This window comes from Gemmatimonadota bacterium (assembly GCA_041390125.1).
Taxonomy (GTDB): domain Bacteria; phylum Gemmatimonadota; class Gemmatimonadetes; order Longimicrobiales; family Gaopeijiaceae; genus JAGQIF01.
In genome coordinates this window covers 133,658-159,126 of sequence record JAWKQN010000003.1, presented here as the reverse complement: position 1 = coordinate 159,126, position 25,469 = coordinate 133,658, and the positions used below count along the sequence as shown (strand labels likewise).

The window sequence follows — 25,469 nt, the reverse complement described above, 5'->3', positions numbered from 1 at the left end:
CCGGCCGGTCGCGCGGTCCCGGTCACGGCTGGTCCAGCATGCGGGCGATCTGTTCGCGGTAGGCCGGCGCGTCCCAGTTCGTCCCCCCGGCCACCTTGCGTCGGATCACTCCGTCGGGGCCCACGAGGAACGACTCGGGCAGCCCCGTGGTCTGGTACGCGCGCTGGATGTCGCCGGAGGGGTTCAGCAGGATGGGAAAGGTCAGGCCCATCTCCTCCACGAACGCCGCGACGTCCCCGCCTTCCCGCCCGTCGGGGCCGACCTCACCCTTCCGCGCGTCCACGCTCACGGCGAGGATCTCGAACGGCTGGTCGCGGAGGTCGTCGTACAGGCGCTGCATGGACGGCATCTCGTGGCGGCACGGCGGACACCAGGTGGCCCACAGGTTCACCAGCACCACCTTGCCGCGGAATTGCTCGAGGCTCAGGCTCTCGCCGTCCAGCGTGGGATACTGGAAGGCGGGCGCCTCGACGCCCGGTCCCACCGGCCGGAAGGAGTCCCGGCTGACCCAGGCGGCGGCGATGAGCACCAACGCCGTGCCCGCAGCCAGCATGTACACGCGCGAGGGACGCATCAGCTTCCTCCTTCGCGGGCACGGCGCCCCACCACCAGGCGGACCGCCGATCCCTCCTCGACCTCCCGCCCCGGGGCGGGCTCCTGTTCGATCACCTTGCCCTGGTCCAGCCCGAAGCGGAAGCGCACTTCCACGTCGGAGATGCGCAGCCCCAACGCCTCGAGCGCCGCGCGCGCCTCTTCTTCGCTCATCCCGACCAGTCGGGGCACCGCGACCAGCGGAGGACCCAGGCTCACGGAGACGAGGACCTGGGCGGGAAGCTCGACCAGGGCGCCCGCCTCCGGTGCCAGGGCCACCACGCTCCCGCGCGAGGCCGACGACTCGACGCTGTCCACCTCCAGCGTGAAGCCCGACGCCTCCAGGAGCGCGCGCGCCTGGTCCAGCGGAGCGCCCGCGAGCGCGGGGACGCGGACCTCCTGGCGGCCGGCGCTGACCGTGAGCCGCACCTCCGTCCCCGGCATGGCCCGCTGCCCCGGCAGGGGGCTCTGGCCGAACACGCCCCCGTCCGCGAAGGTCGGATGCTTGATGGAGTCCACCGCCGTCACCACCAGCCCCAGGCCGTCCAGGCGGGCGAGGGCGTCGGGAAGGGACTCCCCCGCCAGATCGGGCATCTCCACCAGGTCGGCGGGCCGCGCCGGCGCCGGGAACAGGAGCTGGGTGGCCACGAGGTACCCGAGGAGCAGGCCCACCACGCCGAGCCCCGCCCCGCGCACCCAGGACCGACCCGACAGGTCGGACCACGACACCCGCGGCAGGGTCGGGCCCGCGGCCGTGCGCCGTCGGCGCGGCCCGATCACGCCGTGTTCGCGCTCCCCGCCTTCCTTGTCCGGTCTGATCGGCTTCATGGGTTCCGTCGGAAGCGGGCTGCGAAGGCACCGTCGAATCCGGTGCGCTGCGGCAGCACCGTCAGACATCCGCGCTCGTCCAGCAGCGCCGGCTCCACCGTCCTGGGCGCCTCCAACCTAAAGTCGGGATGACGGCTCAGGAACCGGCTCACCTGGTCTGCGTTCTCCTCGATCTCGAGGCTGCACGTCGCATACACCAGAAGGCCCCCCGGGGTGACGCGGTCCGCCGCGGCGTCCAGGAGCCCGGCCTGGAGCCGCGCCAGCGCCTCGAGGTCATCCGGAGCCAACCGCCACCGGCCATCCGGGTGTCGGCGCAGCGTGCCGGTCCCGGTACAGGGCGCATCCAGCAGCAGCGCAGGCGCCGCGAGGAAGGGGGGACGGCGCGCATCCGCCACGAAGCGCGGGATCTGCATCCCCAGCCGGTCCACGCTCTCGCCCAGGAGCCTCAGGCGCGCGGCGGAGCGGTCCGCGGCCCGGACCGCCACGCCGCGTGCGGCGAGGCCCAACGCCTTGCCCCCCGGCGCGGCGCACAGATCGCCCAGCCAGGCCACGTCCCCCGCCTCCACGGCCTGGACGACCAGCGCCGCCCCCGGGTCCTGCACGAAGGCGGGCAGACCCTCCAGGAGCGGGCCCACGCGGACCCCGGGCGGGAGGACCACCGTCCCGGACCCGTGGCCCGCGGGTGTGGCCTCCACCCCCCGGGCCCACAGCGTCTCCAGCAGACCCTCGAGGTCGCCGTCGGCCGGGCTCAGGCAGACCGGAGCCCGGCCGTTGTCCGCCTCGACCAGCGCCTGGACGTCCGCGAACGACCACCGCGCGAGCCAGCGCTCGACCAGCCAGCGCGGGTGCGAGCCCCACGTGGACAGCCAGCCCGCGGGGTCCTCCGTCCGCGAGGGAACGCTCCCTTCGTCGAGCCCCTGCGCGAGAAGGCGCCGCAGCACCGCGTTGACCAGGCGCGCGCCGCCCTCGTGCGAGACGGAACGGGCGAGCTCGACCGCCTGCGAGAGGGCCGCGTAGTGCGGCGTGTCGAGGACGGTGCCCTCGTAGGCCCCGATCCGGAGCACCGTGAGAAGATCCGCGTCCACGGCGGTGGGGGGACGATCCAGGTGGCGGGCGAGCGCGTGGTCCAGCCGCCCGCGCAGCCGCTCCACCCCGTAGACGGTCTCCTGCACCCAGGCGCGCACGCGCTCGGAGGGGCGCTCGGCGTCCAACGCCCGGTCCAGGAACTGCCCGCGCCCGACGGCCTGCAGCACCCGGAACGCCGCCAGGCGCTCCTCCGAGACCGGGCCGCGCCCTCGCCGGGGCGGCCGCCGGCTCAGTCGAGCATCCCGCGCGCGGGAGAGGAGGGCACGGCGATCTCACGCGCCGGCATGCGCCCGGCCAACCAGGCCCGACGGCCGGCCAGCACGGCCAACCGCATGGCGTCGGCCATGGCGACGGGATCGTCCGCCTTGGCGATGGCCGTGTTCATGAGCACGCCGTCGACGCCCTGCTCCAGGGTCACGCAGGCATCCGAGGCGGTGCCGACCCCCGCGTCGACGATGATGGGCACCGAGGCACGCCGCTTGATCTCGCGGATGAAGAACGGGTTGACCACACCCAGCCCCGATCCGATGGGGCTGGCCAGCGGCATCACAGCCACGCATCCGGCGTCTTCCAGCCGCAGCGCCGTGATCAGGTCGTCGTTGGTGTACGCCATCACCTGGAATCCCTCGGCCACGAGGGTGCGGGCCGCCTCCAGCGTGGCCGTGGTGTCCGGGAGCAGCGTCGTCTGATCCCCGATGACCTCGAGCTTCACGAAGTCGCCCAGGCCGGCGGCCCGGCCCAGTCGAGCATAGCGCACGGCCTCCTCCGCGGTGAAGCAGCCGGCCGTGTTCGGCAACAGGAAGAACTCGGCCGGATCCAGGTGGTGCAGGATCCCCTCTTCCTGCGAGCGGTCCAGGTCGACACGCCGCACGGCCACCGTCACCATGGCGGTGCCGCTGGCCCGCAGCGCGGCCACCATGGTGGCGTTGTCGCTGTACTTGCCTGTCCCCACGATCAGCCGCGACCCGAAGGTCCGGTCGCCGATGGTGATCCGGTCACGCGCGTCCGTCGTGTCCGGACGGCGTTCCTGCACGGCTTCGGTCATCCTCCCCCCACGAAGTGGACGAGCTCGAGCTCGTCGCCCCGTTCCACCGGCTCGGCCGGATAGTCCTCGCGGCGGAGGATGCGCTTGTTGCGCTCCACCACCACCGTGCCGGGCACGAGCTCGAAGTGCTCCAGCAACTGATGCACGCTCAGCCCGGCCGGCACGGCCCGCTCGGTCCCGTTCACGCGGACCGGGATGGTCGTCGTGTCGTCGCTCATGCGTGGAAATCTAACGAAGGAGGCAATCCAGGTAGGCGTCGACGGCGGCCAGGGGATCGGGCGCCTCCCACACGCCGCGCTGCACGGCCACGCCCCAGGCGCCCGCCGCCCGCACCTCCGCGACGCGCGCGGGCGTGACGCCTCCGATCGCGACCAGCGGGCGCCCGTCCACACGCGCGATCCGCTCCAGGAGCGCGGGCCCGGCGCCGGGGCGGCCCGGGTGGGACGCGCTCGCGTACACGGTGCCCACCACCAGGAGGTCGGCGTCGGCCACGCGCCCGGCGGTGGCCTCGGCCACGTCGTGCACCGACGCGCCCACCGTCACGCTCGGGGGAAGGCACGCGCGGGCCTCGTCGACGGCCAGCGAGCCCTGCCCCAGCTGCACGCCGTCGGCACCCACGGCCGCCGCCACGTCCACCCGGTCGTTGATCCACAGGGGCAGGTGCGGATAGGCCGCGCGGAACCGGGCCGCCGCGGCCTGCAGGGCCCCACCCGGGAGATCCGGTGCCCGCAGGTGCACCGCGATCCGGCCGTCCCGGCGCGTGGCGAGCGCCTGCATCTGCGCCTCCCAGCCGGGTGCGCGCAGCGTGGCGGCCCCCGCGATGAGATGGAGGCGCGGGATCACTGGAAGCGCTGGCCCGCCTCCACACCGCGCCCGCGCAGCCAGTCCAGCGCCGGCATCCGGGCCCGGCCCGCCGGCTGGACCTCCCGCAACCCCAGACGCCCTTCGCCGCACGCCACCACCAGCCCGGCCTGCGGGTCCGCGATCACCACCGTCCCCGGTGGGGCACCGGCCTCGGTATCCGGCGACGGGACCGGGGTGAAGAGCTTGAGGGGCTGGGCGTCGAGCTCGGTCCAGGCGCCGGGGGCCTGATCCATCGCCCGCACGTGGCGGTCCAGCTCGGATGCGGGGCGGGACCAGTCGATCCGGGCCGTGGCGCGGTCGATCTTGGGCGCGAACGTCGCCCGCGTGTGATCCTGCTCGCGCTCCTCGGCCATCCCCGCCTCCAGGAGCGCCAGGGTCTCCACCAGGAGCTCGGCACCGAGCTCGGCCAGCCGCGCCGACAGCACGGTCGTCGTGTCGCTCGGACCGATGCGCTCCTCGGCCTGATGCAGGATCGGTCCCGCGTCCATCTCGGGCACCAGGCGCATGATGGTCACACCGGTGCGTTCATCGCCCCGGGCGATGGCCCGGTGGATCGGCGCCGCCCCGCGCAGCTCCGGGAGCAGCGAGGCGTGCACGTTGATGCAGCCACGCGGAGGGAGGTCCAGCACCTCCGGACGCAGGATGTGCCCGTAGGCCACGACCACGAACACGTCCGGCTGCAGCTGGCTCAGCTCGTACAGGAAGTCGTCGCCGCGTGGACGCTCGGGTGTGAAGACGCGGTAGCCCTCCTGCTCGGCGCGGGCGCGCACGGGAGAGGGCGTCAGCTTGCGTCCGCGTCCGGCGGGCCGGTCCGGCTGCGTCACCACACCGGCGATGTGGTGTCCTTCGCTCTCGACCGCCAGCAGCGACGCGAGCGCGAACTCCGGCGTGCCCCAGAAGACGACCCTCATCCGTCGTCGTCCTGGAGCTTCTTCCACTTCTCCAGCAGGAGCCGGCGCTTGAGCGGGCTCAGACGGTCGATGAAGAGGACGCCGTCCAGGTGGTCGATCTCGTGCTGTAGGGCCCGCGCGAAGAGCCCGTCCGCCTCCAGCTCGACCGCGCGCCCCTCCACGTCCACCGCCTCCACCCGGATGGCGGTCGGGCGCGTCACCACGTCCTCGAGCCCCGGGATGCTGAGGCAGCCCTCGGGGGCCTTGTCGTTCTCCTTGCTGCTCGTCACGACCCGTGGGTTCACCAGCGCCAGCGGGCCCGGCGCCTCTTCGTCCGACCGCCGGACGTCGACCACCAGGATCCGCTGCGAGATCCCGATCTGCGGGGCCGCCAGGCCGATCCCGTCCGCATGGTACATGGTCTCCCACATGTCCTCGACCAGGTCGGCCAGGGCCTCGTCGAAGGCGTCCACGTCGGCGGCGGGCTGCCGGAGGACGGGATCGCCCAGGAGGCGGATCGAGCGGATGGCCATCCGTGCGCTACGTCCCGGACGCCGCTTCGGCGGAGTCCTTGCCCAGGATGCGCCCGATCCGGGCGCGCTCGATCACGAGACGCGACTCCCCCGACTTGATGGTCAGGCGGTCGTCGGCCACGTGCACCACGGTGCCGATCACGCCCCCGGTGGTGACGACCTCGTCTCCCTTCTTGATCGCCTCGACCATGGCCTTGAAGCGCTCCTGCTCCTTCCGCTGCGGCCGGATGAACAGCCAATAGAGGATCAGGAAGAAGAGCACCATCTGGACCAGGAACACGATGGCGCCGTTGGCGCCTTCGCGAGGCTGGGCCAGCATCAGCAGTGCGGTGACGTTCACGTCGTCTCTCCGGGGGGTTCGTGCGCCGGCCACCTCCTGTGCCCGGCGGCAGGCTCTACCCCGCCTCCCCGCGGTAGCGTTCCAGCCACGCGCGGCTCCAGGCCGCGAAGGAACCCTCCAGCACCCGCTGGCGGGCCTCCTCGGTGAGGCGGATCAGGAAGCGCAGGTTGTGCAGCGACAGGAGCCGGTGGGCGAAGCTCTCGCCGCAGACGATCAGGTGACGCAGGTAGGCGCGGTCGAAGCGGGCACAGGCAGCACAATCACATCCGGGGTCGATGGGCCGCGTGTCCGCCTTGAAGCGGGCCGCCTTCAGGTTGACCTGGCCCTCCGCGCGCGTCCAGGCGGTACCGTGCCGGGCGTTGCGGGTGGGCGCGACGCAGTCGAACAGGTCGCAGCCGCGGGCGATGGCCTCGAGCAGATCGTCCGGATAGCCGACGCCCATGAGGTACCGCGCCGAGCCCTCGGGGAGCGCGTCGTCGAGCACGTCCAGCGTGCGCCACATGTCGGGCTTCGCCTCGCCGACGGACAGCCCGCCGATCGCGTAGCCGGAGGATCCCGGTACGGCCGACAGGATGTCGCGCACGGACGCGCGCCGCAGGTCGTCGTAGACGTTGCCCTGTACGATCGGAAAGAGCGCCTGCTCCGGTCCGTCGCCCTCGGCGGTCAGGGCCTGGAAGCGCGCCTGGCACCGCTCGAGCCAGCGGGCCGTGCGCTCGTTGGCGCGCCGGGTCTCCTCGCGGCTGGATCCCCCGGGCGGGCACTCGTCGAAGGCCATCATGACGTCGGCGCCGAGCGCGCGCTGGATGTCGACGGCGCGCTCGGGCGTGAGCTCGTGCGTGGATCCGTCGATGTGGCTCTGGAAGACGACGCCGTCCTCGTGGATGCGCCGGATCTTCGACAGCGAGAAGACCTGGAAGCCTCCCGAGTCCGTGAGGATGGGGCCATCCCAGCGCATGAAGGCGTGCAGACCGCCCAGCTCGCGCACGAGGGCGTGGCCGGGGCGCAGGTACAGGTGATAGGTGTTGGCGAGGATCATGCTCGCCCCCACGCCCTCCACCTCCGCCGGCGACAGCGTCTTGACCGCCCCTACCGTGCCCACCGGCATGAACCGCGGGGTCGTCACGGGTCCGTGGGGTGTGCGCAGCGTACCCGCGCGGGCGCGCTCCGCACGACCCTCCACGGTGAAGGAGAACCCGCTCATACGATCGCCATCGCGTCGCCGTAGGAATAGAAGCGGTAGCCGCTGCGCACGGCCTCCGCGTAGGCGTCCATGATGCGCTCGTACCCGGCCAGCGCCGCAACGAGCATCAGCAGGGTGGACCGCGGCAGGTGGAAGTTGGTGATCAGGGCGTCCACCACCCGGAAGGGATACGGAGGTCGGATGAACAGGCGCGTCTCCCCTTCCCCCGCCTGCACGCGGCCATCGGGACCTGCCGCGCTCTCCAGGGTGCGCGTGACGGTGGTCCCCACCGCCCACACCCGCCCACCCCGCGCGCGGCAGCGCGCGAGCGCGTCCGCCGTCGCGGGGGGGATGCTCCACCGCTCCGTGTGCATGGGATGCGCGGCGGGATCGTCGCCCTCCACCGGCCGGAACGTCCCGGGGCCCACGTGCAGCACCACGGGGGCGGTCTCCACGCCGCGTTCCGCCAGGTCGGCCAGCAGCGTCTCCGTGAAGTGCAGGCCTGCCGTGGGCGCCGCCACCGATCCGGCCACGCGCGCGTAGACCGTCTGGTACCGTTCCAGGTCGCTGTCCTCCGCCTCGCGCTCCAGGTAGGGCGGGAGCGGCAGCCGGCCGTGGCGCTCGAGCGCCTGCTCCAGCGGCAGGGGCGTCCGCAGGCGGACGAGACGGCCCCCGTCCGCCGTGGAGTCGACGATGTCCACGGTCAGATCGTCCGCCACGACCACCGTGCGACCCGGCTTGAGCTTCCCGCCCGGGCGCACCAGCGCCTCCCACAGGACCTCGCTCCCGACCGCGCGCGGCTGCAGCAGCAGCACCTCGGCGGGCGCGCCACTGGGCTTGTGGCCCCGCAGGCGGGCCTTCAGCACACGACTCTCGTTCACCACGAGCAGATCGTCGGGCTGCACCAGGTCCACCAGGTCCGTGAAGACGCCGTGACGCAGGTCCCCGCCGGCGCGCGGGACCACGAGCAGGCGGCTCGCGTCGCGACGTTCGGTGGGATACCGGGCGATGCGGGAAGGGTCGAGCGCGTAGTCGTAGTCGGAGACGCGCGCTCCGGGGGCGAGCGCGCTCACCCGAACAGCGTGCCCTGACCCTCGCCCTCGGGCGGCGGCGTATACCCGAAGCGCTCGTACGCGCGCGGAGTGGCCAGCCGGCCCCGCGGCGTGCGCATCAGGAACCCGTTCTGGATCAGGAACGGTTCGTAGACCTCCTCGAGCGTGGACATGTCCTCGCCGAGCGCCACGGCCAGCGACTGGAGACCCACGGGGCCGCCGGAGAACTTCTCGATCAGCGTCTTGAGCACGCGGCTGTCCATCTCGTCGAGGCCGTATTCATCCACGTCGAGCATCCGCAGCGCCGCGTGCGCGACCGCTTCGTCGATGATGCCATCCGCACGGACCTGGGCGTAGTCGCGCACGCGCCGCAGCAGGCGCAGCGCGACGCGTGGGGTGCCGCGGGAACGGCGGGCCAGCTCCACCGCGCCGGCCCGGGTCGTCTCCACAGCCAGGCGGTCGGCCGTACGCGTGAGGATCTCCGCCAGCTCCTCCGGCGGATAGAAGCCCAGGCGCTCCACGATGCCGAAGCGCGCGCGCATGGGCGCCGTCAGCAGGCCGAAGCGGGTGGTGGCCCCCACGAGCGTGAAGCGCTCGATCTTCATGGTCATGGTCTGGGCCCGTGGGCCCTCGGCCATGCGGATCTCGATCTGGAAGTCCTCCATCGCGGGATAGAGGAACTCCTCGATCACGGGTCGCAGCCGGTGGATCTCGTCGATGAAGAGGATGTCGCCTTCGCGCTGGCTGGTCAGGATCCCCACCAGGTCGGCGGGCTTCTCCAGCACGGGACCGGACGTGGTCTTGATGTTGACCCCCATCTCCCGGGCCAGGAGCGAGGCCAACGTGGTCTTGCCCAGCCCGGGCGGGCCGTGGAAGAGGAGGTGGTCGAGCGGCTCCCGCCGCGCCTTGGCCGCCTCGATGGCCACCGCCAGCGAGGCCTTGACCTTCTCCTGCCCGATGAACTCGGAGAGCCGCTGCGGCCGCAGCGACAGCTCGCTCCCGGTGTCCTCCGAGAGCTCCTCGGGCGTGGTGATCTCGTAGCGCTCGCTCACGGCGTTCCCTACCCCGCCCGGTGGGCCAGGACCCGTCGGATCACCTGGTCCGCGGGCATCCCGGGCTCGCCGGCCAGCACCTCCCGGACCGCCTCGTCCGCCTCCAGGGCCTGGAGGCCCAGGGCCACGAGGGCACGCACGGCCTCCTGGCCGGCGGCGGGCACGGGGGACCCGTCCTCTCCGGCACCGGCCAGGTCCGCCACCTTCTCCGCCAGCTCCAGCACGAGCTTCTCCGCCTTCTTGCGTCCCACCCCGCTGATCTGGGTGAGCAGGGCCCAGTCACGGTCCACGAGCGCGCGGGCCAACCGACGCGCCGACATGGTGGAGAGCATGGAGAGCGCCAGCCGCGGACCGACCCCGGTGGCGGTCAGCAGCCGCTTGAACATCTCGCGCTCGGTGCCGTCCACGAAGCCGTAGAGCGTAAGGGAGTCCTCGCGCACGACCTGCACGGTGCGCAGCTCCACCCTGGAGCCCAGCCGGGGCAGATGGGACAGGACCGTGAGTGGCACCTCCACCTCGTAGACCACGCCCCCGGCGGTCTCGATCTCGAGCACCTCGATCTCGTTGGCGAGCAGGGTGCCCTTCAGACGGCTGATCATGCACGCCCTCCCGCGGGGATCCCGGCCAGCCCACCGGAGAGGTGATGGCAGAGCGCCGCGGCCACCCCGTCCGCCGCGTCGTGGGGGGCGGGCGGGCTCTTCAGCCGCAGCAGGCGCTGCACCATGAAGGCTACCTGGTCCTTCTCGGCCCGGCCGAAGCCCACGACGGCCTTCTTGATCTCGCCGGGCGCATATTCCGCGATGTCGATCTCGCGCAGCGCCGCGGCCAGCAGCACCACGCCCCGCGCCTGACCCAGCGTGAGCGCGCTGTGGACGTTGCGGCCCTGGAAGACGCGCTCGACCGCCACGGCCACCGGACCGTGCCGGTCGAGGATCTGGCAGGTGCCCTCGTAGATCTCGCGGATGCGCGTGGGTAGCGGCGCCTGGGCCGAGGTCCGGATCACCCCGCATTCGAGCAGGGTGTAGGCGCCCGCGCCCCGGGCCGCGACCACGCCGTAGCCGGTGACGCGGGTCCCGGGGTCGATGCCGACGACGATCACGGGCGGGCGCGCGCGGTGGCGGGACGCACCGCTACAGCACCTCGGCGAGGACGGCCTCGTCGATGTTGCCGTTGGAATAGACCTTCTGCACGTCGTCCAGGTCCTCGAGGGCGTCGAGGAGCTTGATCAGCCGCTCGGCCTCCTTCCCCGCGACGTCCACCTCGTTGTTGGCGATCATGGAGAGCTCGGCCTGGGAGAGCTCGATCCCGGCCCCGCCGAGCGCCTGCTGCACGGCGTGGAAGTCCGCGACCTCGGTGCTGACCAGGAACTCGTCCCCCTCGCGGGAGACGTCCTCCGCGCCGGCCTCGATGGCCGCCTCGAATACGGCCTCCTCCGAGTGGCGGGCGCCGTCCACGTAGATCTGGCCCTTGCGGGAGAACTGCCACGCCACCGAGCCCGACGTGCCGAGGTTGCCTCCGTTGCGATCCAGCACGTGGCGCACCTCGGCCACCGTCCGATTCTGGTTGTCGGTCAGCGTCTGGATGTAGAGGGCCACGCCCCCGGGTCCGTAGCCCTCGTAGACGACCTCTTCGTAGTTGACCCCCTCCAGCTCGCCGGTGCCCCGCTTGATGGCGCGCTCGATGTTGTCCGCCGGCATGTTGGCGGCCTTGGCGGTGTCCACGGCCAGGCGGAGGCGCGGGTTGAACTCCACGTGCCCGCCGCCCTCCCGGGCCGCCACCGTGATCTCGCGGATCAGCTTGGTGAAGGCCTGGCCGCGCTTGGCGTCGATGACGGCTTTCTTGCGCTTGATCTGCGCCCATTTGGAATGACCGGCCACCGCGGGACCTCCCGTGTGCGCACCCGTACGGGAAGGTGGGCACACCTGAGACTTTGGGGTTCTCTTCGGGGTCCAAACCTATGGCGCCGCCCGGACCCGATCAATCCGGCATCGGGACGCCCGGCGAGGAGGGGGGAACGCTGCCGGATCCGTGAGCCGCAGGGGGAGCGCGGCGCCGGGCAGGCCCCTCCGCACGGGCCAGGTCGCCTTCCCGCCGGGCCGCGGCGCGCGGCGGCCGCCCGCAGCCGCGCCCCCGTCAGCTCGCGGCCTGCTCGGCCTTGCGGGCGGCGATGACCTTGTCGGCCTCCGTGTGCGGCATGGCCTCGTAGGCCACGAAGCGCCGCGTATGGTGGGCGCGTCCCTGGGTCATCGAGCGGAGCGTGGCCGCGTACTTGTACAGCTCGGCCTCCGGGACGCGGGCCGTGACGACCGTGCGCCCTCCGTTCGGCTCCATCCCCTGCACACGGCCGCGCCGGCTGGTCAGGTCGCCCATGATGTCGCCGACGTAGTCGTCCGGCGTGGTGACCTGCACCTCCATGATGGGCTCGAGCAGCACCGGGGCGGCCTTCGCGGCCACGGCCTGGAAGGCCATCGACCCCGCCACCTTGAAGGCGATGTCCGACGAGTCCACGGAGTGATAGGACCCGTCGTAGCATTCGGCGGAGAAGTCCACGAGCGGGAATCCGGCGAGGATGCCCTTCTGCGCGGCCTCCTGGATGCCGCGATCGATGGAGGGCAGGTACTTGTTGGGCACCACACCGCCCTTGATGGAGTCGACGAACGAATAGCCGTCGCCGCTCGCTCCTGGTGTGAGCCGGATCCAGCAGTCGCCGAACTGACCCCGGCCGCCGCTCTGCTTCTTGAAGCGTCCCTGGCCTTCGGCCGGCTTGGTGATGGTCTCGCGATACGCGATCCGGGGCTGCTCGGTGAGCACGGAAACGCCGTACTTCCGTTTCATGCGCTCGATGTGCACGTCCAGGTGCAGCTCCCCGAGCCCGCGCGCGATGGTCTGGTGCAGCTCGGCGTTGAACTCGGACGTGAGCGTCGGGTCTTCCTCGCTCAGCTTGTGCAGCACCTCACCGAGCTTGTCCTCGTCGCCGCGTGATTCGCCGCGCAGCGCCACCGCGATGTCGGGACGGGGAAACGCGATGGGCTCCAGGCGGAACCGCCGCCCCGCGGCGGTCAACGTGTCGTTGGTGTGCGTGTCGCGCAGCTTGGCCATGACCCCGATGTCTCCGGCGTGCAGGCGCGACACCTCCAGGCGCTCCTTCCCGAGCGGGATGGAGAGGTGGTTCAGCTTCTCGCTGCCGTCCCGCACCGGGTTGTAGACCTCCATGCCGCTGACTGCGGTGCCACTGTAGATCCGGAAGTACGACAGCTCCCCCACATGCGGCTCGGCGCTGGTCTTGAACACCAGGGCGCTGAAGGGCGCGTCGGCGGAGGGCGTGAGCTCCTGCGTGCGCTCCCCGTCCACGGCGGTGACCGGGCCGATCTCGCCCGGATGCGGGAACAGCTCCACGATCTTCCGTAGCAGGGCCCGCATCCCGTAGGTCAGCCGCGCCGAGCCGCAGAACACCGGAATGACGTCCCCACGTGCGACGGCGCGGGCCATCGCCTCGATGGCCTCCTCACGCGAGATGGTGTCGCCTTCGAGATAGCGCTCGAGGAGCGTCTCGTCGGTGGTGGCGATCGTCTCCTGCAGCTCCTGCTCCCACGGATCGAAGCGGGCCTGCATGTCCGCCGGGATGTCGGCTTCCTCGTACTCGCCGGTCTGGGTGCCGTCCGCGTAGATGTGCGCGCGCTCGGAGAACAGGTTGATGATGCCGCGGAAGTCGTCGCCGCTGCCGATGGGGATCTCCACGGGCAGCGCCTTCTCCGACAGCCGCTCCTTGATCTGGCGGTAGGCCGCGTCGAAGTCGGCGTGCTCCTTGTCCAGCATGGAGACGAAGAACATCCGTGGAAGGCCGCGCGCCTCGCAGTACTCCCAGACCTTCTCGGTGCCCACCTCGACGCCGTTCTGGGCGCTGACCACGATCAGGGCCGCGTCCGCGACGCGCGTCGCCGCCACCGCGTCCCCCGTGAAGTCGAGGTATCCGGGGGTGTCGAGCAGGTTGATCTTCGTGTCCATCCACTCCGCGTACGCCGGAGTGAGCTGCATCGAGATCTTGTGGTCCGCCTCTTCGGGCGTGGTCAGCGTCAGCGCGTGACCGTCCTCCACGCTGCCCCGGCGGCGGGCGGTCCCGGCGGTGAAGGCGAGGGCGTCGATGAGGGTGGTCTTGCCCGATCCTCCGTGACCCAGGACGGCGACGTTACGGATGTGCGGGGTCGTGTACTCCTTCGCGGATGTCCCCACTGCGCCTCCTCGATGCCCGGATCATGGACCCGTTCCCGACACGGGTCCGGGAAGGGCCAGCAACGTAGGAAGCGGCCGGAGGGAGGGTCAAGCAGCGGCCGGAGGGATGCAGGATGAGGCGCGCCGAAGTCGGCAGGGGGGTCCACGCGCACGCCCGCCGCGCGCGTCCCGGTCAGTTCGAGCGGTGCATCCGCGAGACCTGGTCGAGGAGGCTGCGCTCCTGCTCCGTCAGGGAGTCCATGCCCTGGGCGGAGATCTTGTCGAGCACGCGGTCCACCTCGTCCAGCAGCTGCTCCTCCGCGGGATCGCGGCGCGGCCGGCGCGGGCGCTCCGGCCGGCTCTCGGTGCGCTCCTCGCGCGGCACGATCGCGAGTCGCCGGGGCCGCGGCCGGGTGGGCCGCACGGGCAGGCCTCCGCCCGGCTTCCAGAAGTCGCTCTTGATGTAGAGGAAGCCGGCCACCAGGCCGCCCAGGTGGGCCAGGTGCGCGATGCCGCCTCCGGCTCCGCCGAGGGCGCTGAAGAGCGAGACCACGAAGAGGAAGCCGACGAACCACTTCGCCTTCACGGGGAGGATGCCCCAGAGGTAGATCGGCGAGTCCGGCCAGTTCATGGCGAAGGCGAGCATCACGCCGTAGATGGCGGCGGACGCGCCCACGATCGGGGCCGGGAAGAACAGCGACAGGACCGCGCCGCCGAGGCCGCAGATCAGATAGAACTTGATGAACTCCCGCGAGCCCCACTTGGCCTCGATGGGCGGCCCGAAGAAGAAGAGCCCCACCATGTTCCAGAACAGGTGCCAGAAGTTCCCGTGCAGGAACATGTAGGTGACGAAGCCCCAGGGCCGCGTCAGCACATGGTTGGGCCAGAAGGCCAGCCAGCGTTCGAGGAATCCATAGCCGGTGAGCACCGAGAGGACGAACATCACGGCGTTCGCGATCAGCAACCGCTTGACCCAGGGGGTCAGCTGAAAGGCGAACGGGGTGCGCTCGGTGTAGGCCATGGGGCGTTTCGTGGAGATGGGAAGCCCGGGTCCGGTACAACCCCGGCTCGTCCGGGGGGGTTCCGGCGTCAGGGTGCCGTCTGTCTCTAGTTACGGTGGCGCGCGCCGGTCCGCTACCCCGCGGGGGCGCGGGCGCGGGCCCGGTCCACGCCCATACGGGCGATCCGCTCGCAGAGTGTCGGGAAGGCGATGCCCGCGGCCCGGGCGGCCTTGGGCAGCAGGCTGTTGGCGGTGAGCCCCGGCAGGGCGTTGGCCTCCAGGCACCAGGGCGTCCCGTCCGGCGCCAGGATGAAGTCCACCCGGCTGAAGTCCCGGAGCCGGAGCAGGCGGTGGACGCGCAGCGCCCAGGCCTGCACGCGGGCCGCGACATCGGGGTCCAGGTCCGCCGGGAAGATCTCCTGCGCCAGTCCCGGCTGGTACTTGCACTCGTAGTCGAAGATCTCGTGGGCGGGGATGATCTCGCCCACCGGCAGGGGCTCGTCCCCCAGGATGCCCACCGTCAGCTCGCGGCCCCGGACGTACGCCTCGTACATGGGCTGGTCGCCCGAGCTGGCAGCCAACCGCGTGGCGGCGTCCAGGTCCGAGCGGTCCTTGACGAGCGTCAGACCCACGGTCGATCCGCCCGACGCCGGCTTGACGATCACCGGCAGGCCCAGCCGCTCCACCACCTCGTCCGCGGGCGTGGCCCCCCGGATCCAGTCCGGTGTGGGCACCCCGCCGTCCCGGAGGAGGCGCTTGGTCAGGTCCTTGTCCATCGCCAGGGCGCAGCCTACCCGCCCGCTGCCCACATAGGGCAGCCCCGCGACGTCCAGCAAGGTCTGCAGGGTGCCGTCCTCGCCCGCGCCCCCGTGCAGGGTCAGGAACAGCACGTCCGCCCCCGCCACCTCGGGCGCGTGCGTCAGGGCGCGGGTGTCCCCGGTGTGCAGGAGGTCCAGCTCGGCCGATCCCGGCGCCGCCGCCTGCACGCCCGTGTCCAGCAGTGCGCGCTCCTCGTCCGGCCCGAGCACGCCCCGCGCGGAGTCGATGGCCACCACGTCGTGGCCGGCCTCCCGCAGCGCGCGCGCCACCTGCACGCCCGACGCGAGGGAGACGTCCCGCTCCTCCGAGACGCCGCCCATGAGCACCCCCACCCGGAGGCGTGCGCTCATGCGGCCCCCGTCAGGCTCTTGACCAGATCGTGCCGGGTGAGGATGGCCCGGACCTCCCCTCCGCTGCGTACCAGCACCGCCGGGTTGTCGCGCGCCAGCAGACGCGTCACCGCGTCGAGGGCCGACAGCTCGTCCACCACCGGGAAGGGGGCCGCCATCAGCTCGGACACCGGCAGGTCCAACACCTTGGGATCCTCGAGCACCCGGGTCATCAGCGTGGACTCGATGGCGGATCCCACGCATTCACCGCCCTCGAGCACGGGGAGCTGGGAGACGCCGTGGCTGCTCATGGTGGAGAGCGCCATCCGCACGGCCGTGCCCGGCTGCGCCGTCAGCAGCGCCGGCGCCGCGCCGTTCTTGCGTGCCACCAGGTCGGCGACGCTGCGCGACGTGCGCTCCAGGAAGCCATTGTCCCGCATCCATTCGTCGTCGAAGAGCTTGGTGAGGTAGTGCTCCCCCCAATCGCAGAGCACGGTCACCAGGAAGGCGTCGGGATCGTCGAGCTCGCGGGCCACCTCCAACGCGGCGTGGGCGATCAGGCCCGACGATCCGCCGACGAAGAGCCCCTCCTCGCGCACCAACCGGCGCGCGGTGCGGAAGGCGTCGCGGTCGCTCACCGTGCGGTATTCGTCCACCACGTCGAGATCGAGCGCACCGGGGATCTTGTCGTTCCCGAGTCCCTCCACCTTGTAGGGGGACCCCTCGATCTTCTCGCCCGTGCGGAAGTACGGGCCGATCATCGAGCCCTCCGGGTCCACGCCCACGATGCGGACGTCCGGATTCTGCTCCTTCAGGTAGCGCCCGGTCCCGCTGATCGTCCCGCCGGTGCCCGCTCCCGCGAAGAAGTGCGTGATCCGGCCTTCCGACTGCTCCCACAGCTCCGGGCCGGTGGAGCGGTAGTGGGCCTCGGGATTGGCGGGATTGTAGAACTGGTCGGCCAGCACCGCGCCCGGCGTCTCCTTCACGATCGCCTTGGCGCGCATCAGGTAGTTGTCCGGATGATCGGGCGGCACCGCCGTGGGGGTGATCACCACCTCCGCCCCGAACGCGCGCAGGAGCTTCACCTTCTCCTGGCTCATCTTGTCCGGCATCGTGAAGATGCAGCGGTAGCCGCGCGTGGTGGCCGTCATGGCCAGCGCCAGACCGGTGTTGCCGCTCGTGGCCTCCACGATCACGCCCCCCGGGCGCAGCGTGCCGGCCTTCTCGGCCGCCTCGATCATCGCCAGGCCGATCCGGTCCTTGACCGAGCCGCCCGGGTTCATGAACTCGCACTTCGCGTAGAGCGGGGTGCGCAGGTCCCGGGCCAGGCGGTGGAGGCGCACCAGTGGTGTCCACCCCACGAGCTCCAGGACGTCGTCGTACGGCCGGGCGTGTCGAACGCTCATGGCCTGGGGGTCCCCCCTTCCGGCTTGGGTTTCTTCGAGAAGCGCACGGGCACGCGTGCCCATGCGTCGGTCCGGCGGCCGTTGAGCCGTGCCGGTGTGAACTGCATCTGGCGTACGCCCTGGATGGCGGCGGTATCCAGCCCGCCGTGACCGCTGGAGGTCTCCACGGCCACGCTGTCGATGGCCCCGTCGGCGTCCACCAGCACGCGCAGGAGCACCTCTCCCTCCACCCCCTGGTCCCAGAGCTCCAGGGGATACTCCACGGGGGATTCCCCGTAGAGCGGGACGGGCTGCTCGATCCGCTGCTCACCCCCGCAGGCCGTCAGCAGGGCCACCAACGCCAGCGTGCCCGGGGTCATGCTCGTCTGTCGGTTCACGTCCTCTATCCTCACGGGCGCCCGCGCGCGCGCTCCACCCATCCGCCCAGCAGGTTGAGCGCCTCGAGGGGCGTCATGCGTTCCACGTCGATCGATCGGAGCTCGGCCAGCAGGGCGGGCTCCGCCAGGTCCAGCACCAGCTGGTCCGGCGGGGCCTGGCTCGCGGGCCGGTGTGCGCCGTGCCGTCCCAGCCCCTCCCCACCCGCGGTGTGCGTGCCCTCGAGATCGGCCAGGATCTCGCGGGCCCGGGCCACCACGTCGAGGGGCAATCCGGCCAGGCGTGCAACCTGGATGCCATAGGAGCGGTCGGCCCCGCCCTCCTCCAGCCGGCGCAGGAAGACCACGTCCTCGCCCACCTCGCGCACGACCACGTTCATATTCCGGGCGGCCGGCAGAAGGTCCGGGAGCTGCGTGAGCTCGTGATAGTGCGTGGCGAAGATCGTCTTGGCGCCCACCCGCTCGTGCAGGTGCTCGCTCACGGCCCAGGCGATCGACACGCCGTCGTAGGTCGAGGTCCCCCGGCCGATCTCGTCCAGCAGGACGAGGCTGGCGGCGCTGGCCCCGTGCAGGATGGCCGACGTCTCGGTCATCTCCACCATGAAGGTGGACTGTCCCCGCACCAGGTTGTCGCTGGCGCCCACCCGGGTGAAGATGCGGTCCGCCACGGGCAGGCGCGCCTGGTCGGCCGGCACGAAGGAGCCCATCTGGGCCAGCAGTTGGATCAACCCCACCTGGCGCAGCACGGTGCTCTTCCCCGCCATGTTGGGCCCGGTCAGGATCACCACCCGCCGCTCGTCGTCGAGTCGCACGTCGTTGGGGATGAAGTCCTCGCGCGCCATCATGGTCTCCACCACGGGATGGCGACCCGCGCGGATGTCGAGGTCGAAGCCGGTGTGCACCTCCGGGCGCACGTAGCCGCACGCGCGCGCCACCTCCGCCAGGGAAGCCACCACATCCAGCTCGGCCACCGCGCGCGACGTGCGCTGCAGGCGCGGCACCTCGCCCGCCAGCGCGCGCCGCAGCTCGCCGAAGAGCCGTGCCTCGAGGCTCTGGATGCGGTCCTCGGCGTTGGCGACCTTCTCCTCCCACTGCTTGAGCTCGGGTGTGAAGTAGCGCTCCGCGTTGGCGAGCGTCTGCTTGCGCACGTAGTCGTCGGGAACCTTGGCGCTGTGGGCGTGCGTCACCTCCAGGTAGTACCCGAAGACGCGGTTGTAGCCGACCTTGAGGCTGCCGATGCCCGTGCGGGCCCGCTCCCGCGCCTGCAGGGAGGCGATGAAGTCCACGGCCCCGTCGCGGGTGCGGCGCAGCTCGTCGAGCTCGTCGTCGTAGCCCTCGCGCAGGACCCCGCCGTCCCCGACCTGGGCGGGCGGGTCCTCCGCGAGCGCACGCTCCAATCGTTCGCGCACGTCGGACAGCGGATCCAGCGCCGCGCGCAGTCCCTCCAGGCGAGGCGCGGACGCTCCGGACAGGTGGTCGGGCAGGGGTTCGATGCGGGCCAGCGCGCGGGCCAGCGCCCGCAGCTCGCGCGGCGAGGCCCGCTCGGTGCCGAGACGACCGGCGATGCGCTCGAGATCGCCCACCTTCGCCAGGGCGTCGCGCACCGTCTCGCGCAGACGGGTGTCCTCGTGCAGGTGGGCCACGGCCTCCTGGCGCGCCCAGATCTCGGCCGCGTCCACCCGCGGGTGCAGCACCCACCAGCGCAGCATGCGCGCACCCATGGGCGTGCAGGTCCGGTCCACCACGGACAGCAGCGTGGCGCCACCCGGTCCCGGCCGGAGCGGCTCCACCAGCTCCAGGTTCCGCACGGTCATCTCGTCCAGCAGCATCACCGTGCGCGAACGGTGGATGCGCGGCACCGCCAGGTGGCCGATCCCGGCCGGCTGGGTCTCCCGGACGTAGTGGAGCAGGGCGCCCGCCGCCCGGATCAGCGCCGTGTCGGCCTCCTGGAAGCCCAGGCCTTCCAGGGAGTGCACGCCGAAGGTGCGCTCGAGCTCCTCGCGGGCCCCGTCCGGGTGGAAGATCCATTCGGGACGGAGCGTGCGCAGCGGTCCTCCGTCCGCTTCGGGATCGGGAAGCGTGGCGGCGAAGGCCTCGGTGACGACCAGCTCGGCCGGCTGCAGGCGGGCCAGCTCCGAGCGCAGGTGGTCCCGGGCCACGAGGGAGAGCTCCCACTGCCCGGTGGACAGGTCCAACGCGGCGGCTCCCACGCCGTGCGCGCCGTCGGCCACGAGCGCCGCCACCCAGACGTTGCGCGCCGGCTCCAGCAAGGCGTCGTGCAGCACCGTGCCGGGCGTGACCATCTCCACGACCTCGCGCCGCACGATGCCCTTGGCCTCGGCGGGGTCCTCGACCTGCTCGCAGATGGCGACCCGGCGGCCGAGGCGCACCAGGCGGGCGAGGTAGTCGTCCAGGGCCTTGGCGGGCACGCCCGCGAGCGGCACGTCCCCCGCCGACCCGTTGTTGCGGGACGTCAGCGTGAGCCCGAGCAGGCGGGCTCCCTCCTCCGCGTCCTGGTTGAAGAACTCGTAGAAGTCGCCCACCCGGAAGAAGACCAGGGCGTCGGGATGGCGGGACTTCACGTCCCGCCACTGCTGCATCAGAGGCGTGTCCTGCGTCGCGGGCATCCCAGCCGGGGTTCGGGGTGGCGAACACTACCCCGGAAGCCGGCGCCGGATCAACCGCGAGCGGGTGGCGCCGGGCGTCCGCTCCTGGGACGCCGCATCCCACGAGCGGACGCGCCCCGGGGCGCGGAGATCGTGACGCAGCGCGCGGGTCCGGCTCCGTTGCGCGGAATCCCGCGGCTCCTGGCGGTGGCACGCACCTTTCCCTGTCCCCCGGGTGGATCCCACCCGGAGTCGTTCCATGCGCACCCTGCTCGTCGACCTCGCCTCCGCGGCCCGCGGCCTGGCCCGCAGCCCCTGGACCGCCACCCTGGCCGCCGCCACGCTCGCGGTGGGGCTGGGCGCGTCGGTGGCCCTGTTCGCCGTGGCCGGCCCGCTGGTCCTGGACCCCACGCCCCATCCGGAGGCCGACCGCATCGTCGTGCCGGTGGCGCCGGTCTTCCGCGCCCTGGCGCTGGGCGTGGGCCTGGTGCTCCTCCTGACCTGCGTGACCGTCGCCAACCTGCTCCTGGCGCGCGCGCTGCGTCGCGACGCCGAGCTCTCCGTCCGCGCCGCCCTCGGGGCGGGACGGCGCCGCCTGGTGGGGCTCTTCCTCGCCGAGGGGCTGTGGGTGGGCGTGCTCGGAGGGACGCTGGGCCTGCTGGTGGCGAGCTGGGGGCTCGCCGGGTTGCGCGCGCTCGCGCCGCGTGCCCTTCCGCGCCTCGCGGAGGTGGGGCTGGAGCCGCACGCCCTGGGGCTGGCGCTCGGCCTGGCCGTCCTGGCCGGGCTGGCGGCGGCCGCCGCGCCAGCCTGGTATGCCACCCGCGCGGACGCGGGGCCCGGTTCGGGGGCCCGCACGGGGCGTTCGTGACCGCCGCCGTGCGCACCACCGGCGACGCCCAAGCCGTGCTGCCCGCTCTGCGGGCGGCCGTCTGGTCGGTGGACAGGCGGGTTCCGATCGCCAACCTCGCGCCCCTCCCCGACCTCATCGCGGCCACCACGGCGCGCCGTCAATTCGCGCTGCGGCTCTTCGGCGTGTTCGCCGCCCTCGCTGTGGTGCTGGCCGCCTCCGGGCTCTATGGCGTGCTCTCCGCCATGGTCGCCGAGGGCACGCGCGAGATCGGGATCCGGGGTGCCCTGGGCGCATCGCGCGGGGGCATCCTGCGTCTCGTGCTCGGGCAGAGCGTGCGCTTCGCGCTCGTGGGGCTGGGCTCGGGCCTGGTGCTTTCCCTGCTGGGGGCACGCCTGCTCGGATCCCTGCTGTACGGAGTGGCTCCCTGGGATCCGCTCACCGTCGCGGGGGTGAGCGCGGTGTTGCTCGGCGTGGCCGTCCTCGCGGCGGGGCTGCCTGCGGTCCGCGCGGCGCGCATCGATCCGGCGGACGCGCTGCGGTCGGTGTAGCGGCGGGCGCATCGATCGCGGCCGCCTCGCGCCGCGGGGCGCGCATCGATCCCGGCGCAGCAGCGATCCGGGGCGGACCTCCGGCCGGGGCGCGCTGACGCGGGCAGCGGCGGCCTGTCCGGCCCGCGTCCGGGCGGGCTACGTTGGCCGCTCACCTGCGGCTTCCGCCTCCGGAGATCGATCCATGCGCCGATCCCGTCTGCTCCCATTGCTCCTCGTGACCATCGTCGCGGCGCCCCTGTCGGCCCAGGACCTGGACGAGCCCCGTCCCATCGACGGGACCGATACCGTCCTCCTGGAGGAGATGACCTGGATGGAGGTCCGCGACGCCCTGGCGGCCGGGACCACCACAGTCATCGTGGGCACCGGAGGACTGGAGCAGAACGGACCGTTCGTGGCCAGCGGAAAGCACAACTTCGTGCTGTCGGCCACCACGGAGGCCATCGCGCGCGAGCTCGGTGACGCGCTCGTGGCCCCCATCGTGAAGTTCGTCCCGGAAGGAACGATCGATCCGCCGTCGGGCCACATGCGCTACCACGCCACCATCAGCGTGCGCGAGGAGACCTTCCAGGCGCTGCTCACCGACATCGTCTCCAGCCTGGCCCAGCACGGATTCCGGCACATCGTGCTGATCGGCGACAGCGGTGGGAACCAGCGCGGGATGGAGGCCGTCGCGACCGCGCTGAACGCCCGCTGGGGAGACGCGGGAGCGCGGGTGCATTTCATCCCGGAGTACTACACGGAGGACATGTACTCGTGTGACTACCTGAAGGCGGAGCTGGGCATCCACCAGCAACCCGACGAGTGCGTGGCCACCCGCGACCGCTTCCACGACGACTACCACTATTCGTCCATCATCGCGACCACGGATCCGGAGCGCATCCGCGCGCGTCAGCGGATGGCCGTCGGGCTCTTCCACATCAACGGTGTGGACCTGGCTCCGTTGGAGACGACGATCGCCAACGGTCGCAAGCTGGTGGAGTACCGGGCGCAGATCACGGCGCGCGCGATCCGACGGGTGCGGGGGTACTAGGGATCCGGCGGGAGCGGGGGTACCGGGAGGAGCTCTTCGGCCGCCCGGCGGACGGACCGGGCTAGGCCGTGCGGCCGCGGGCGCGTGCGCCAGCCTGCAGCGGGAGGAACAGGCGGGCCACGGCCCCACCCGTCCCGCTGCGGTTCTCCAGCGAGAGGCTCCCGTGGTGCGCCTCGGCGATCTCGCGACACAGGGCCAGCCCGATCCCGGAGCCGTCGGGCTTCGTGGTGAAGAACGGGACGAACAGATTGCCGGTCTCCGCGATCCCGGGACCGTCGTCCTCCACCCAAACCTCCAGCATGTCGCCCTTCACGCCCCAGCCGACGCGCACGCCACCGCCCGTCTCCTGGCTCGCATCCACCGCGTTGTCGATCAGGTTGATGAGGAGCTGCTCGAGCTGATCGCCGTCCGCGGCGAGCTCGACGCGAGGGCCGGGTACTACGCGCACGTCCGCGCGCTGCTCCAGACCGATGACGCGGCGGACCCAGTCCTCCACATCCAAGGGCGCCAGACGCGGCGCCGGCAGACGGGCCAGACGCGCGTACGCCGCCATGAAGCGGCTCAACGACTCGGAGCGGTTGGCGATGACCTCGAGCCCCATCACCAGGTCTTCCGGCGCGGCGGCGCCGGGACGGTCGACGCGCACGCCGCGCTTGAGCAGGCTGCGCGCGATCGATTGGATGGGGGCCAGCGAGTTGTTGATCTCGTGTCCGAGCACCCGCACGAGTCGCCGCCAGGCCTTCCGCTCCTCGTCGCGCAGGGCCCGGCTCAGGTCCGACAGCACCAGGAGCCGGTGGGGCCGGCCGTCCTGGCGCAGCCCGCTCACCCGGACCTCCCAGCGGCTGGATGCTCCCGGCAGCCGGAGATCCACGACGCGCGGCTCCTTGAGCGAGAGCAGCCCGCCGAGCCCCAACGCGTCGGCCCGGCGTCCGTGCAGGCTTTCCGCAGAGCGACCCAGCAGGCGCTCCCCCGCCCGGTTGGCCAGGACCAGCCGGTCCTCGGCGTCGAAGACGAGCACGACCACGTCGATCTCGCCCATGACCCGCCGCAGCAGCGCCGTGGCTTCCAGCACACCGATGCGCTGCTCGCGCAGGGTCGTGCCGAGCGCGTTGAGCTCGTGGCCGATGAGACCCAGCGCGTCCCCCGGCCCGCCCACGCGGGCGCGCATCGAGTAGTCGCCGTCGTGGAGGGCGGCCATGGTGTTGGAGAGCGACTGCAGCGGGCGCACCAGACGCACGTAGAGCATGCGTACGATGCTCAGCCAGCTCCCGACGGCCAGCAGGGCCAGCGTCCAGCGCACGCGCCCCGCGAAGTCGCCGGTCCACAGCAGCACCAGCGCCAGCACCACCGCGGGCAGGCCCGCAGCCAGCGCCAGCAGGGGGATCCGTCGCTGATAGTTCAGTTGGAGTCGCCTCATCGAACGGTCGTGGGCCCCGACCCGCGCCGCCCCGGGCTCAGGACTGCAGGTCGTATCGATCCAATCGTCGGTACAGCGCGCTGCGGCTGAGCCCCAGGGCCTCGGCCGCCTGCGTCACGTTGCCGCCGAAGCGGAGGAGCGCCTTCTGGATGAGCACGCGCTCGGCCTCGTCCAGCGTGAGGTCCTCCCACTGCTCCGGTCCAGCGGGGCGCACCGGGGTCTCCAACGCCAGGTGCTCCGCCTCCACCGTGTCCCGCTCCGCCAGGAGCACGGCGCGTTCCACCGCGTGGCGCAGCTCGCGCACGTTCCCGGGCCAGGGGTACCCCAGCAGCGCCCGCATGGCGCCCTCGGAGAAGTGGAGGGCTCGCCCATAGCGGCGGGCCTGTTGCTCCAGAAAGTACCCGGCCAACAGCGGGATGTCCTCCCTGCGATCCCGCAGGGGGGGCAGGCGGATCTCGACCGGCTTCAGGCGATAGAGCAGGTCCTCCCGGAAGCGGTCCTCCGCCACCAGGGCGGGCAGGTCCGCATTCGTGGCCGCCAGCAGGCGGACATCGACCTTGCGCGTGCGGGACGACCCGACCCGCTGGAACTCCCCGGTCTCGAGGACACGCAGCAGCTTGGCCTGCTGCGACCCGGTCAGGTTGCCCACCTCGTCCAGGAACAACGTGCCCTGGTCGGCCATCTCGAAGAAGCCCACCCGGTCGCTGCGCGCGTCCGTGAAGGCGCCCTTCACGTGCCCGAACATCTCGCTTTCGAAGAGCGTCTCGGACAGCCCACCGGCGTTGACGGCCACGAGCGGGCGCTCCGCCCGCCGGGACAGGGCATGGAGCCGTCGGGCCACGACCTCCTTGCCGCTCCCGGGCGGTCCGGTCACGAGCACGGTGGCGTCGGCCGGGGCGACGCGCTCGATCAGGCGGAGCACCGGCTGCATGGCGTGCGAACGCGCGATGAGCGCGGGCGCGTCCCGTTCGCGCAGCGAGCGGTTCTCGCCCTCCAGCCGGGCCGCGCGCCGCATCGCGCGTCCCAACTCCACCTGGGCCGTCAGGGTGCTGAGCAGACGCGCGTTGTCCCACGGCTTCTCGATGTAGTCGCCCGCGCCCTTGCGGATGGCCTCGACGGCGCCCTCCACGGAGCCCCAGGCCGTCATCACCACGATGGGCAGCGTCGGGTCGTAGGCCTTGAGGCGCGGCAGGAGCGACAGACCTTCCCGCCCGGAGGTGGTGTCGCGCGCGTAGTTGAGGTCCATCAGCACCGCGTCCAGATCGCCCTTCTCCACCAGCGAGCCGATCCCGGCCGGGGACGTGGCCGTCACGGTCTCGAAGCCCTCGCCCTCGAGCAACAACCGCAGGGCACGCAGGACGTCCGGCTGATCGTCGGCGATGAGGATGCGCGGGGTAGCGGACGCCTCCTCCACGGT

Annotated in this window: 26 protein-coding genes; 3 read left to right on the top strand and 23 right to left on the bottom strand. The window is 72.2% G+C overall.

Going from position 1 to position 25,469, the window contains the following annotated elements; genetic code table 11:
* Window positions 1–22: 22 nt before the first annotated feature.
* The 21 genes from R3E98_02210 to mutS form a co-directional block, all read right to left on the bottom strand.
* A complete protein-coding gene (locus R3E98_02210; protein ID MEZ4422200.1) occupies window positions 23–574 on the bottom strand; it encodes a TlpA disulfide reductase family protein in 552 nt (183 codons plus the stop codon).
* Entirely contained in the window at window positions 574–1,419 is an 846-nt protein-coding gene (locus tag R3E98_02205; GenBank protein MEZ4422199.1) for a PASTA domain-containing protein, read from the bottom strand. The genes R3E98_02210 and R3E98_02205 overlap by 1 nt, the downstream gene beginning before the upstream one ends.
* Window positions 1,416–2,687, bottom strand: coding sequence for a transcription antitermination factor NusB (locus R3E98_02200; GenBank protein ID MEZ4422198.1), 1,272 nt, complete (start codon window positions 2,685–2,687; stop codon window positions 1,416–1,418). Before R3E98_02200 ends, R3E98_02205 begins: the two co-directional genes overlap by 4 nt.
* A gap of 47 nt (window positions 2,688–2,734) precedes the next feature.
* Window positions 2,735–3,550, bottom strand: a complete 816-nt coding sequence (locus R3E98_02195; protein MEZ4422197.1) for a thiazole synthase — start codon at window positions 3,548–3,550, stop codon at window positions 2,735–2,737.
* Complete coding sequence (thiS, locus tag R3E98_02190; protein MEZ4422196.1) at window positions 3,547–3,768, bottom strand: sulfur carrier protein ThiS; 222 nt, start codon at window positions 3,766–3,768, stop codon at window positions 3,547–3,549. Before thiS ends, R3E98_02195 begins: the two co-directional genes overlap by 4 nt.
* A gap of 10 nt (window positions 3,769–3,778) precedes the next feature.
* Window positions 3,779–4,393 carry a thiamine phosphate synthase gene (locus R3E98_02185; protein ID MEZ4422195.1) on the bottom strand — a complete coding sequence of 205 codons (615 nt, stop codon included), beginning with the start codon at window positions 4,391–4,393 and terminating at the stop codon, window positions 3,779–3,781.
* The gene (gene fmt, locus R3E98_02180) at window positions 4,390–5,325 is read right to left on the bottom strand and encodes a methionyl-tRNA formyltransferase (GenBank protein ID MEZ4422194.1); all 936 of its coding nucleotides are present in this window, start codon (window positions 5,323–5,325) and stop codon (window positions 4,390–4,392) included. The genes R3E98_02185 and fmt overlap by 4 nt, the downstream gene beginning before the upstream one ends.
* A complete protein-coding gene (def, locus tag R3E98_02175) occupies window positions 5,322–5,837 on the bottom strand; it encodes a peptide deformylase (GenBank protein MEZ4422193.1) in 516 nt (171 codons plus the stop codon). The genes fmt and def overlap by 4 nt, the downstream gene beginning before the upstream one ends.
* Before the next feature lie 7 nt (window positions 5,838–5,844).
* Complete coding sequence (yajC, locus tag R3E98_02170) at window positions 5,845–6,177, bottom strand: preprotein translocase subunit YajC (GenBank protein MEZ4422192.1); 333 nt, start codon at window positions 6,175–6,177, stop codon at window positions 5,845–5,847.
* A gap of 55 nt (window positions 6,178–6,232) precedes the next feature.
* Window positions 6,233–7,378, bottom strand: a complete 1,146-nt coding sequence (tgt, locus tag R3E98_02165) for a tRNA guanosine(34) transglycosylase Tgt (GenBank protein ID MEZ4422191.1) — start codon at window positions 7,376–7,378, stop codon at window positions 6,233–6,235.
* On the bottom strand, window positions 7,375–8,430 hold the full coding sequence (gene queA / locus R3E98_02160; GenBank protein MEZ4422190.1) for a tRNA preQ1(34) S-adenosylmethionine ribosyltransferase-isomerase QueA: 1,056 nt from the start codon (window positions 8,428–8,430) through the stop codon (window positions 7,375–7,377). Before queA ends, tgt begins: the two co-directional genes overlap by 4 nt.
* The gene (gene ruvB, locus R3E98_02155) at window positions 8,427–9,461 is read right to left on the bottom strand and encodes a Holliday junction branch migration DNA helicase RuvB (GenBank protein MEZ4422189.1); all 1,035 of its coding nucleotides are present in this window, start codon (window positions 9,459–9,461) and stop codon (window positions 8,427–8,429) included. The genes queA and ruvB overlap by 4 nt, the downstream gene beginning before the upstream one ends.
* Window positions 9,462–9,469: 8 nt before the next feature.
* Complete coding sequence (ruvA, locus tag R3E98_02150; protein ID MEZ4422188.1) at window positions 9,470–10,060, bottom strand: Holliday junction branch migration protein RuvA; 591 nt, start codon at window positions 10,058–10,060, stop codon at window positions 9,470–9,472.
* Complete coding sequence (gene ruvC / locus R3E98_02145) at window positions 10,057–10,560, bottom strand: crossover junction endodeoxyribonuclease RuvC (protein ID MEZ4422187.1); 504 nt, start codon at window positions 10,558–10,560, stop codon at window positions 10,057–10,059. Before ruvC ends, ruvA begins: the two co-directional genes overlap by 4 nt.
* Before the next feature lie 31 nt (window positions 10,561–10,591).
* Window positions 10,592–11,338, bottom strand: a complete 747-nt coding sequence (locus R3E98_02140; protein MEZ4422186.1) for a YebC/PmpR family DNA-binding transcriptional regulator — start codon at window positions 11,336–11,338, stop codon at window positions 10,592–10,594.
* Window positions 11,339–11,594: 256 nt separating this feature from the next.
* Window positions 11,595–13,691 carry an elongation factor G gene (gene fusA / locus R3E98_02135; protein ID MEZ4422185.1) on the bottom strand — a complete coding sequence of 699 codons (2,097 nt, stop codon included), beginning with the start codon at window positions 13,689–13,691 and terminating at the stop codon, window positions 11,595–11,597.
* 172 nt (window positions 13,692–13,863) lie between these two features.
* Window positions 13,864–14,691: a rhomboid family intramembrane serine protease gene (locus R3E98_02130; protein ID MEZ4422184.1), complete on the bottom strand. Its 828-nt coding sequence runs from the start codon at window positions 14,689–14,691 to the stop codon at window positions 13,864–13,866.
* A gap of 113 nt (window positions 14,692–14,804) precedes the next feature.
* Complete coding sequence (locus tag R3E98_02125) at window positions 14,805–15,839, bottom strand: D-alanine--D-alanine ligase (protein MEZ4422183.1); 1,035 nt, start codon at window positions 15,837–15,839, stop codon at window positions 14,805–14,807.
* Window positions 15,836–17,224 carry a pyridoxal-phosphate dependent enzyme gene (locus R3E98_02120; protein ID MEZ4422182.1) on the bottom strand — a complete coding sequence of 463 codons (1,389 nt, stop codon included), beginning with the start codon at window positions 17,222–17,224 and terminating at the stop codon, window positions 15,836–15,838. The genes R3E98_02125 and R3E98_02120 overlap by 4 nt, the downstream gene beginning before the upstream one ends.
* Window positions 17,221–17,601: an energy transducer TonB gene (locus R3E98_02115; GenBank protein ID MEZ4422181.1), complete on the bottom strand. Its 381-nt coding sequence runs from the start codon at window positions 17,599–17,601 to the stop codon at window positions 17,221–17,223. The genes R3E98_02120 and R3E98_02115 overlap by 4 nt, the downstream gene beginning before the upstream one ends.
* A gap of 11 nt (window positions 17,602–17,612) precedes the next feature.
* Entirely contained in the window at window positions 17,613–20,198 is a 2,586-nt protein-coding gene (gene mutS, locus R3E98_02110; protein MEZ4422180.1) for a DNA mismatch repair protein MutS, read from the bottom strand.
* 265 nt (window positions 20,199–20,463) lie between these two features.
* Here mutS and R3E98_02105 point away from each other — a divergent pair, with 265 nt between their 5' ends.
* The 3 genes from R3E98_02105 (at window position 20,464) to R3E98_02095 (ending at window position 22,635) form a co-directional block, all read left to right on the top strand.
* Window positions 20,464–21,072: an FtsX-like permease family protein gene (locus tag R3E98_02105; GenBank protein ID MEZ4422179.1), complete on the top strand. Its 609-nt coding sequence runs from the start codon at window positions 20,464–20,466 to the stop codon at window positions 21,070–21,072.
* Complete coding sequence (locus R3E98_02100; protein MEZ4422178.1) at window positions 21,069–21,602, top strand: FtsX-like permease family protein; 534 nt, start codon at window positions 21,069–21,071, stop codon at window positions 21,600–21,602. The genes R3E98_02105 and R3E98_02100 overlap by 4 nt, the downstream gene beginning before the upstream one ends.
* 184 nt (window positions 21,603–21,786) lie before the next feature.
* Window positions 21,787–22,635 (top strand): creatininase family protein, encoded by an 849-nt coding sequence (locus tag R3E98_02095; protein ID MEZ4422177.1) that lies wholly within the window; start codon window positions 21,787–21,789, stop codon window positions 22,633–22,635.
* Window positions 22,636–22,696: 61 nt separating this feature from the next.
* Here the strand turns inward: R3E98_02095 and R3E98_02090 are convergent, their stop codons facing one another.
* Together R3E98_02090 and R3E98_02085 are read right to left on the bottom strand one after the other, a co-directional pair.
* The gene (locus R3E98_02090; GenBank protein ID MEZ4422176.1) at window positions 22,697–24,052 is read right to left on the bottom strand and encodes an ATP-binding protein; all 1,356 of its coding nucleotides are present in this window, start codon (window positions 24,050–24,052) and stop codon (window positions 22,697–22,699) included.
* A 37-nt stretch (window positions 24,053–24,089) separates the two neighbouring features.
* Entirely contained in the window at window positions 24,090–25,466 is a 1,377-nt protein-coding gene (locus tag R3E98_02085) for a sigma-54 dependent transcriptional regulator (GenBank protein ID MEZ4422175.1), read from the bottom strand.
* Window positions 25,467–25,469: the final 3 nt, after the last annotated feature.

Excerpts from the sequence above, each read along its gene's own strand:
- mutS (MEZ4422180.1), bottom strand. The coding sequence starts at position 20,198 with ATGCAGCAGTGGCGGGACGTGAAGTCCCGCCATCCCGACGCCCTGGTC.
- R3E98_02105 (MEZ4422179.1), top strand. The coding sequence starts at position 20,464 with ATGCGCACCCTGCTCGTCGACCTCGCCTCCGCGGCCCGCGGCCTGGCC.
- R3E98_02195 (MEZ4422197.1), bottom strand. The coding sequence starts at position 3,550 with ATGACCGAAGCCGTGCAGGAACGCCGTCCGGACACGACGGACGCGCGT.
- R3E98_02205 (MEZ4422199.1), bottom strand. The coding sequence starts at position 1,419 with ATGAAGCCGATCAGACCGGACAAGGAAGGCGGGGAGCGCGAACACGGC.
- thiS (MEZ4422196.1), bottom strand. The coding sequence starts at position 3,768 with ATGAGCGACGACACGACGACCATCCCGGTCCGCGTGAACGGGACCGAG.
- ruvA (MEZ4422188.1), bottom strand. The coding sequence starts at position 10,060 with ATGATCAGCCGTCTGAAGGGCACCCTGCTCGCCAACGAGATCGAGGTG.
- R3E98_02125 (MEZ4422183.1), bottom strand. The coding sequence starts at position 15,839 with ATGAGCGCACGCCTCCGGGTGGGGGTGCTCATGGGCGGCGTCTCGGAG.
- R3E98_02210 (MEZ4422200.1), bottom strand. The coding sequence starts at position 574 with ATGCGTCCCTCGCGCGTGTACATGCTGGCTGCGGGCACGGCGTTGGTG.
- fmt (MEZ4422194.1), bottom strand. The coding sequence starts at position 5,325 with ATGAGGGTCGTCTTCTGGGGCACGCCGGAGTTCGCGCTCGCGTCGCTG.
- R3E98_02095 (MEZ4422177.1), top strand. The coding sequence starts at position 21,787 with ATGCGCCGATCCCGTCTGCTCCCATTGCTCCTCGTGACCATCGTCGCG.
- R3E98_02120 (MEZ4422182.1), bottom strand. The coding sequence starts at position 17,224 with ATGAGCGTTCGACACGCCCGGCCGTACGACGACGTCCTGGAGCTCGTG.
- def (MEZ4422193.1), bottom strand. The coding sequence starts at position 5,837 with ATGGCCATCCGCTCGATCCGCCTCCTGGGCGATCCCGTCCTCCGGCAG.
- R3E98_02090 (MEZ4422176.1), bottom strand. The coding sequence starts at position 24,052 with ATGAGGCGACTCCAACTGAACTATCAGCGACGGATCCCCCTGCTGGCG.
- tgt (MEZ4422191.1), bottom strand. The coding sequence starts at position 7,378 with ATGAGCGGGTTCTCCTTCACCGTGGAGGGTCGTGCGGAGCGCGCCCGC.
- R3E98_02130 (MEZ4422184.1), bottom strand. The coding sequence starts at position 14,691 with ATGGCCTACACCGAGCGCACCCCGTTCGCCTTTCAGCTGACCCCCTGG.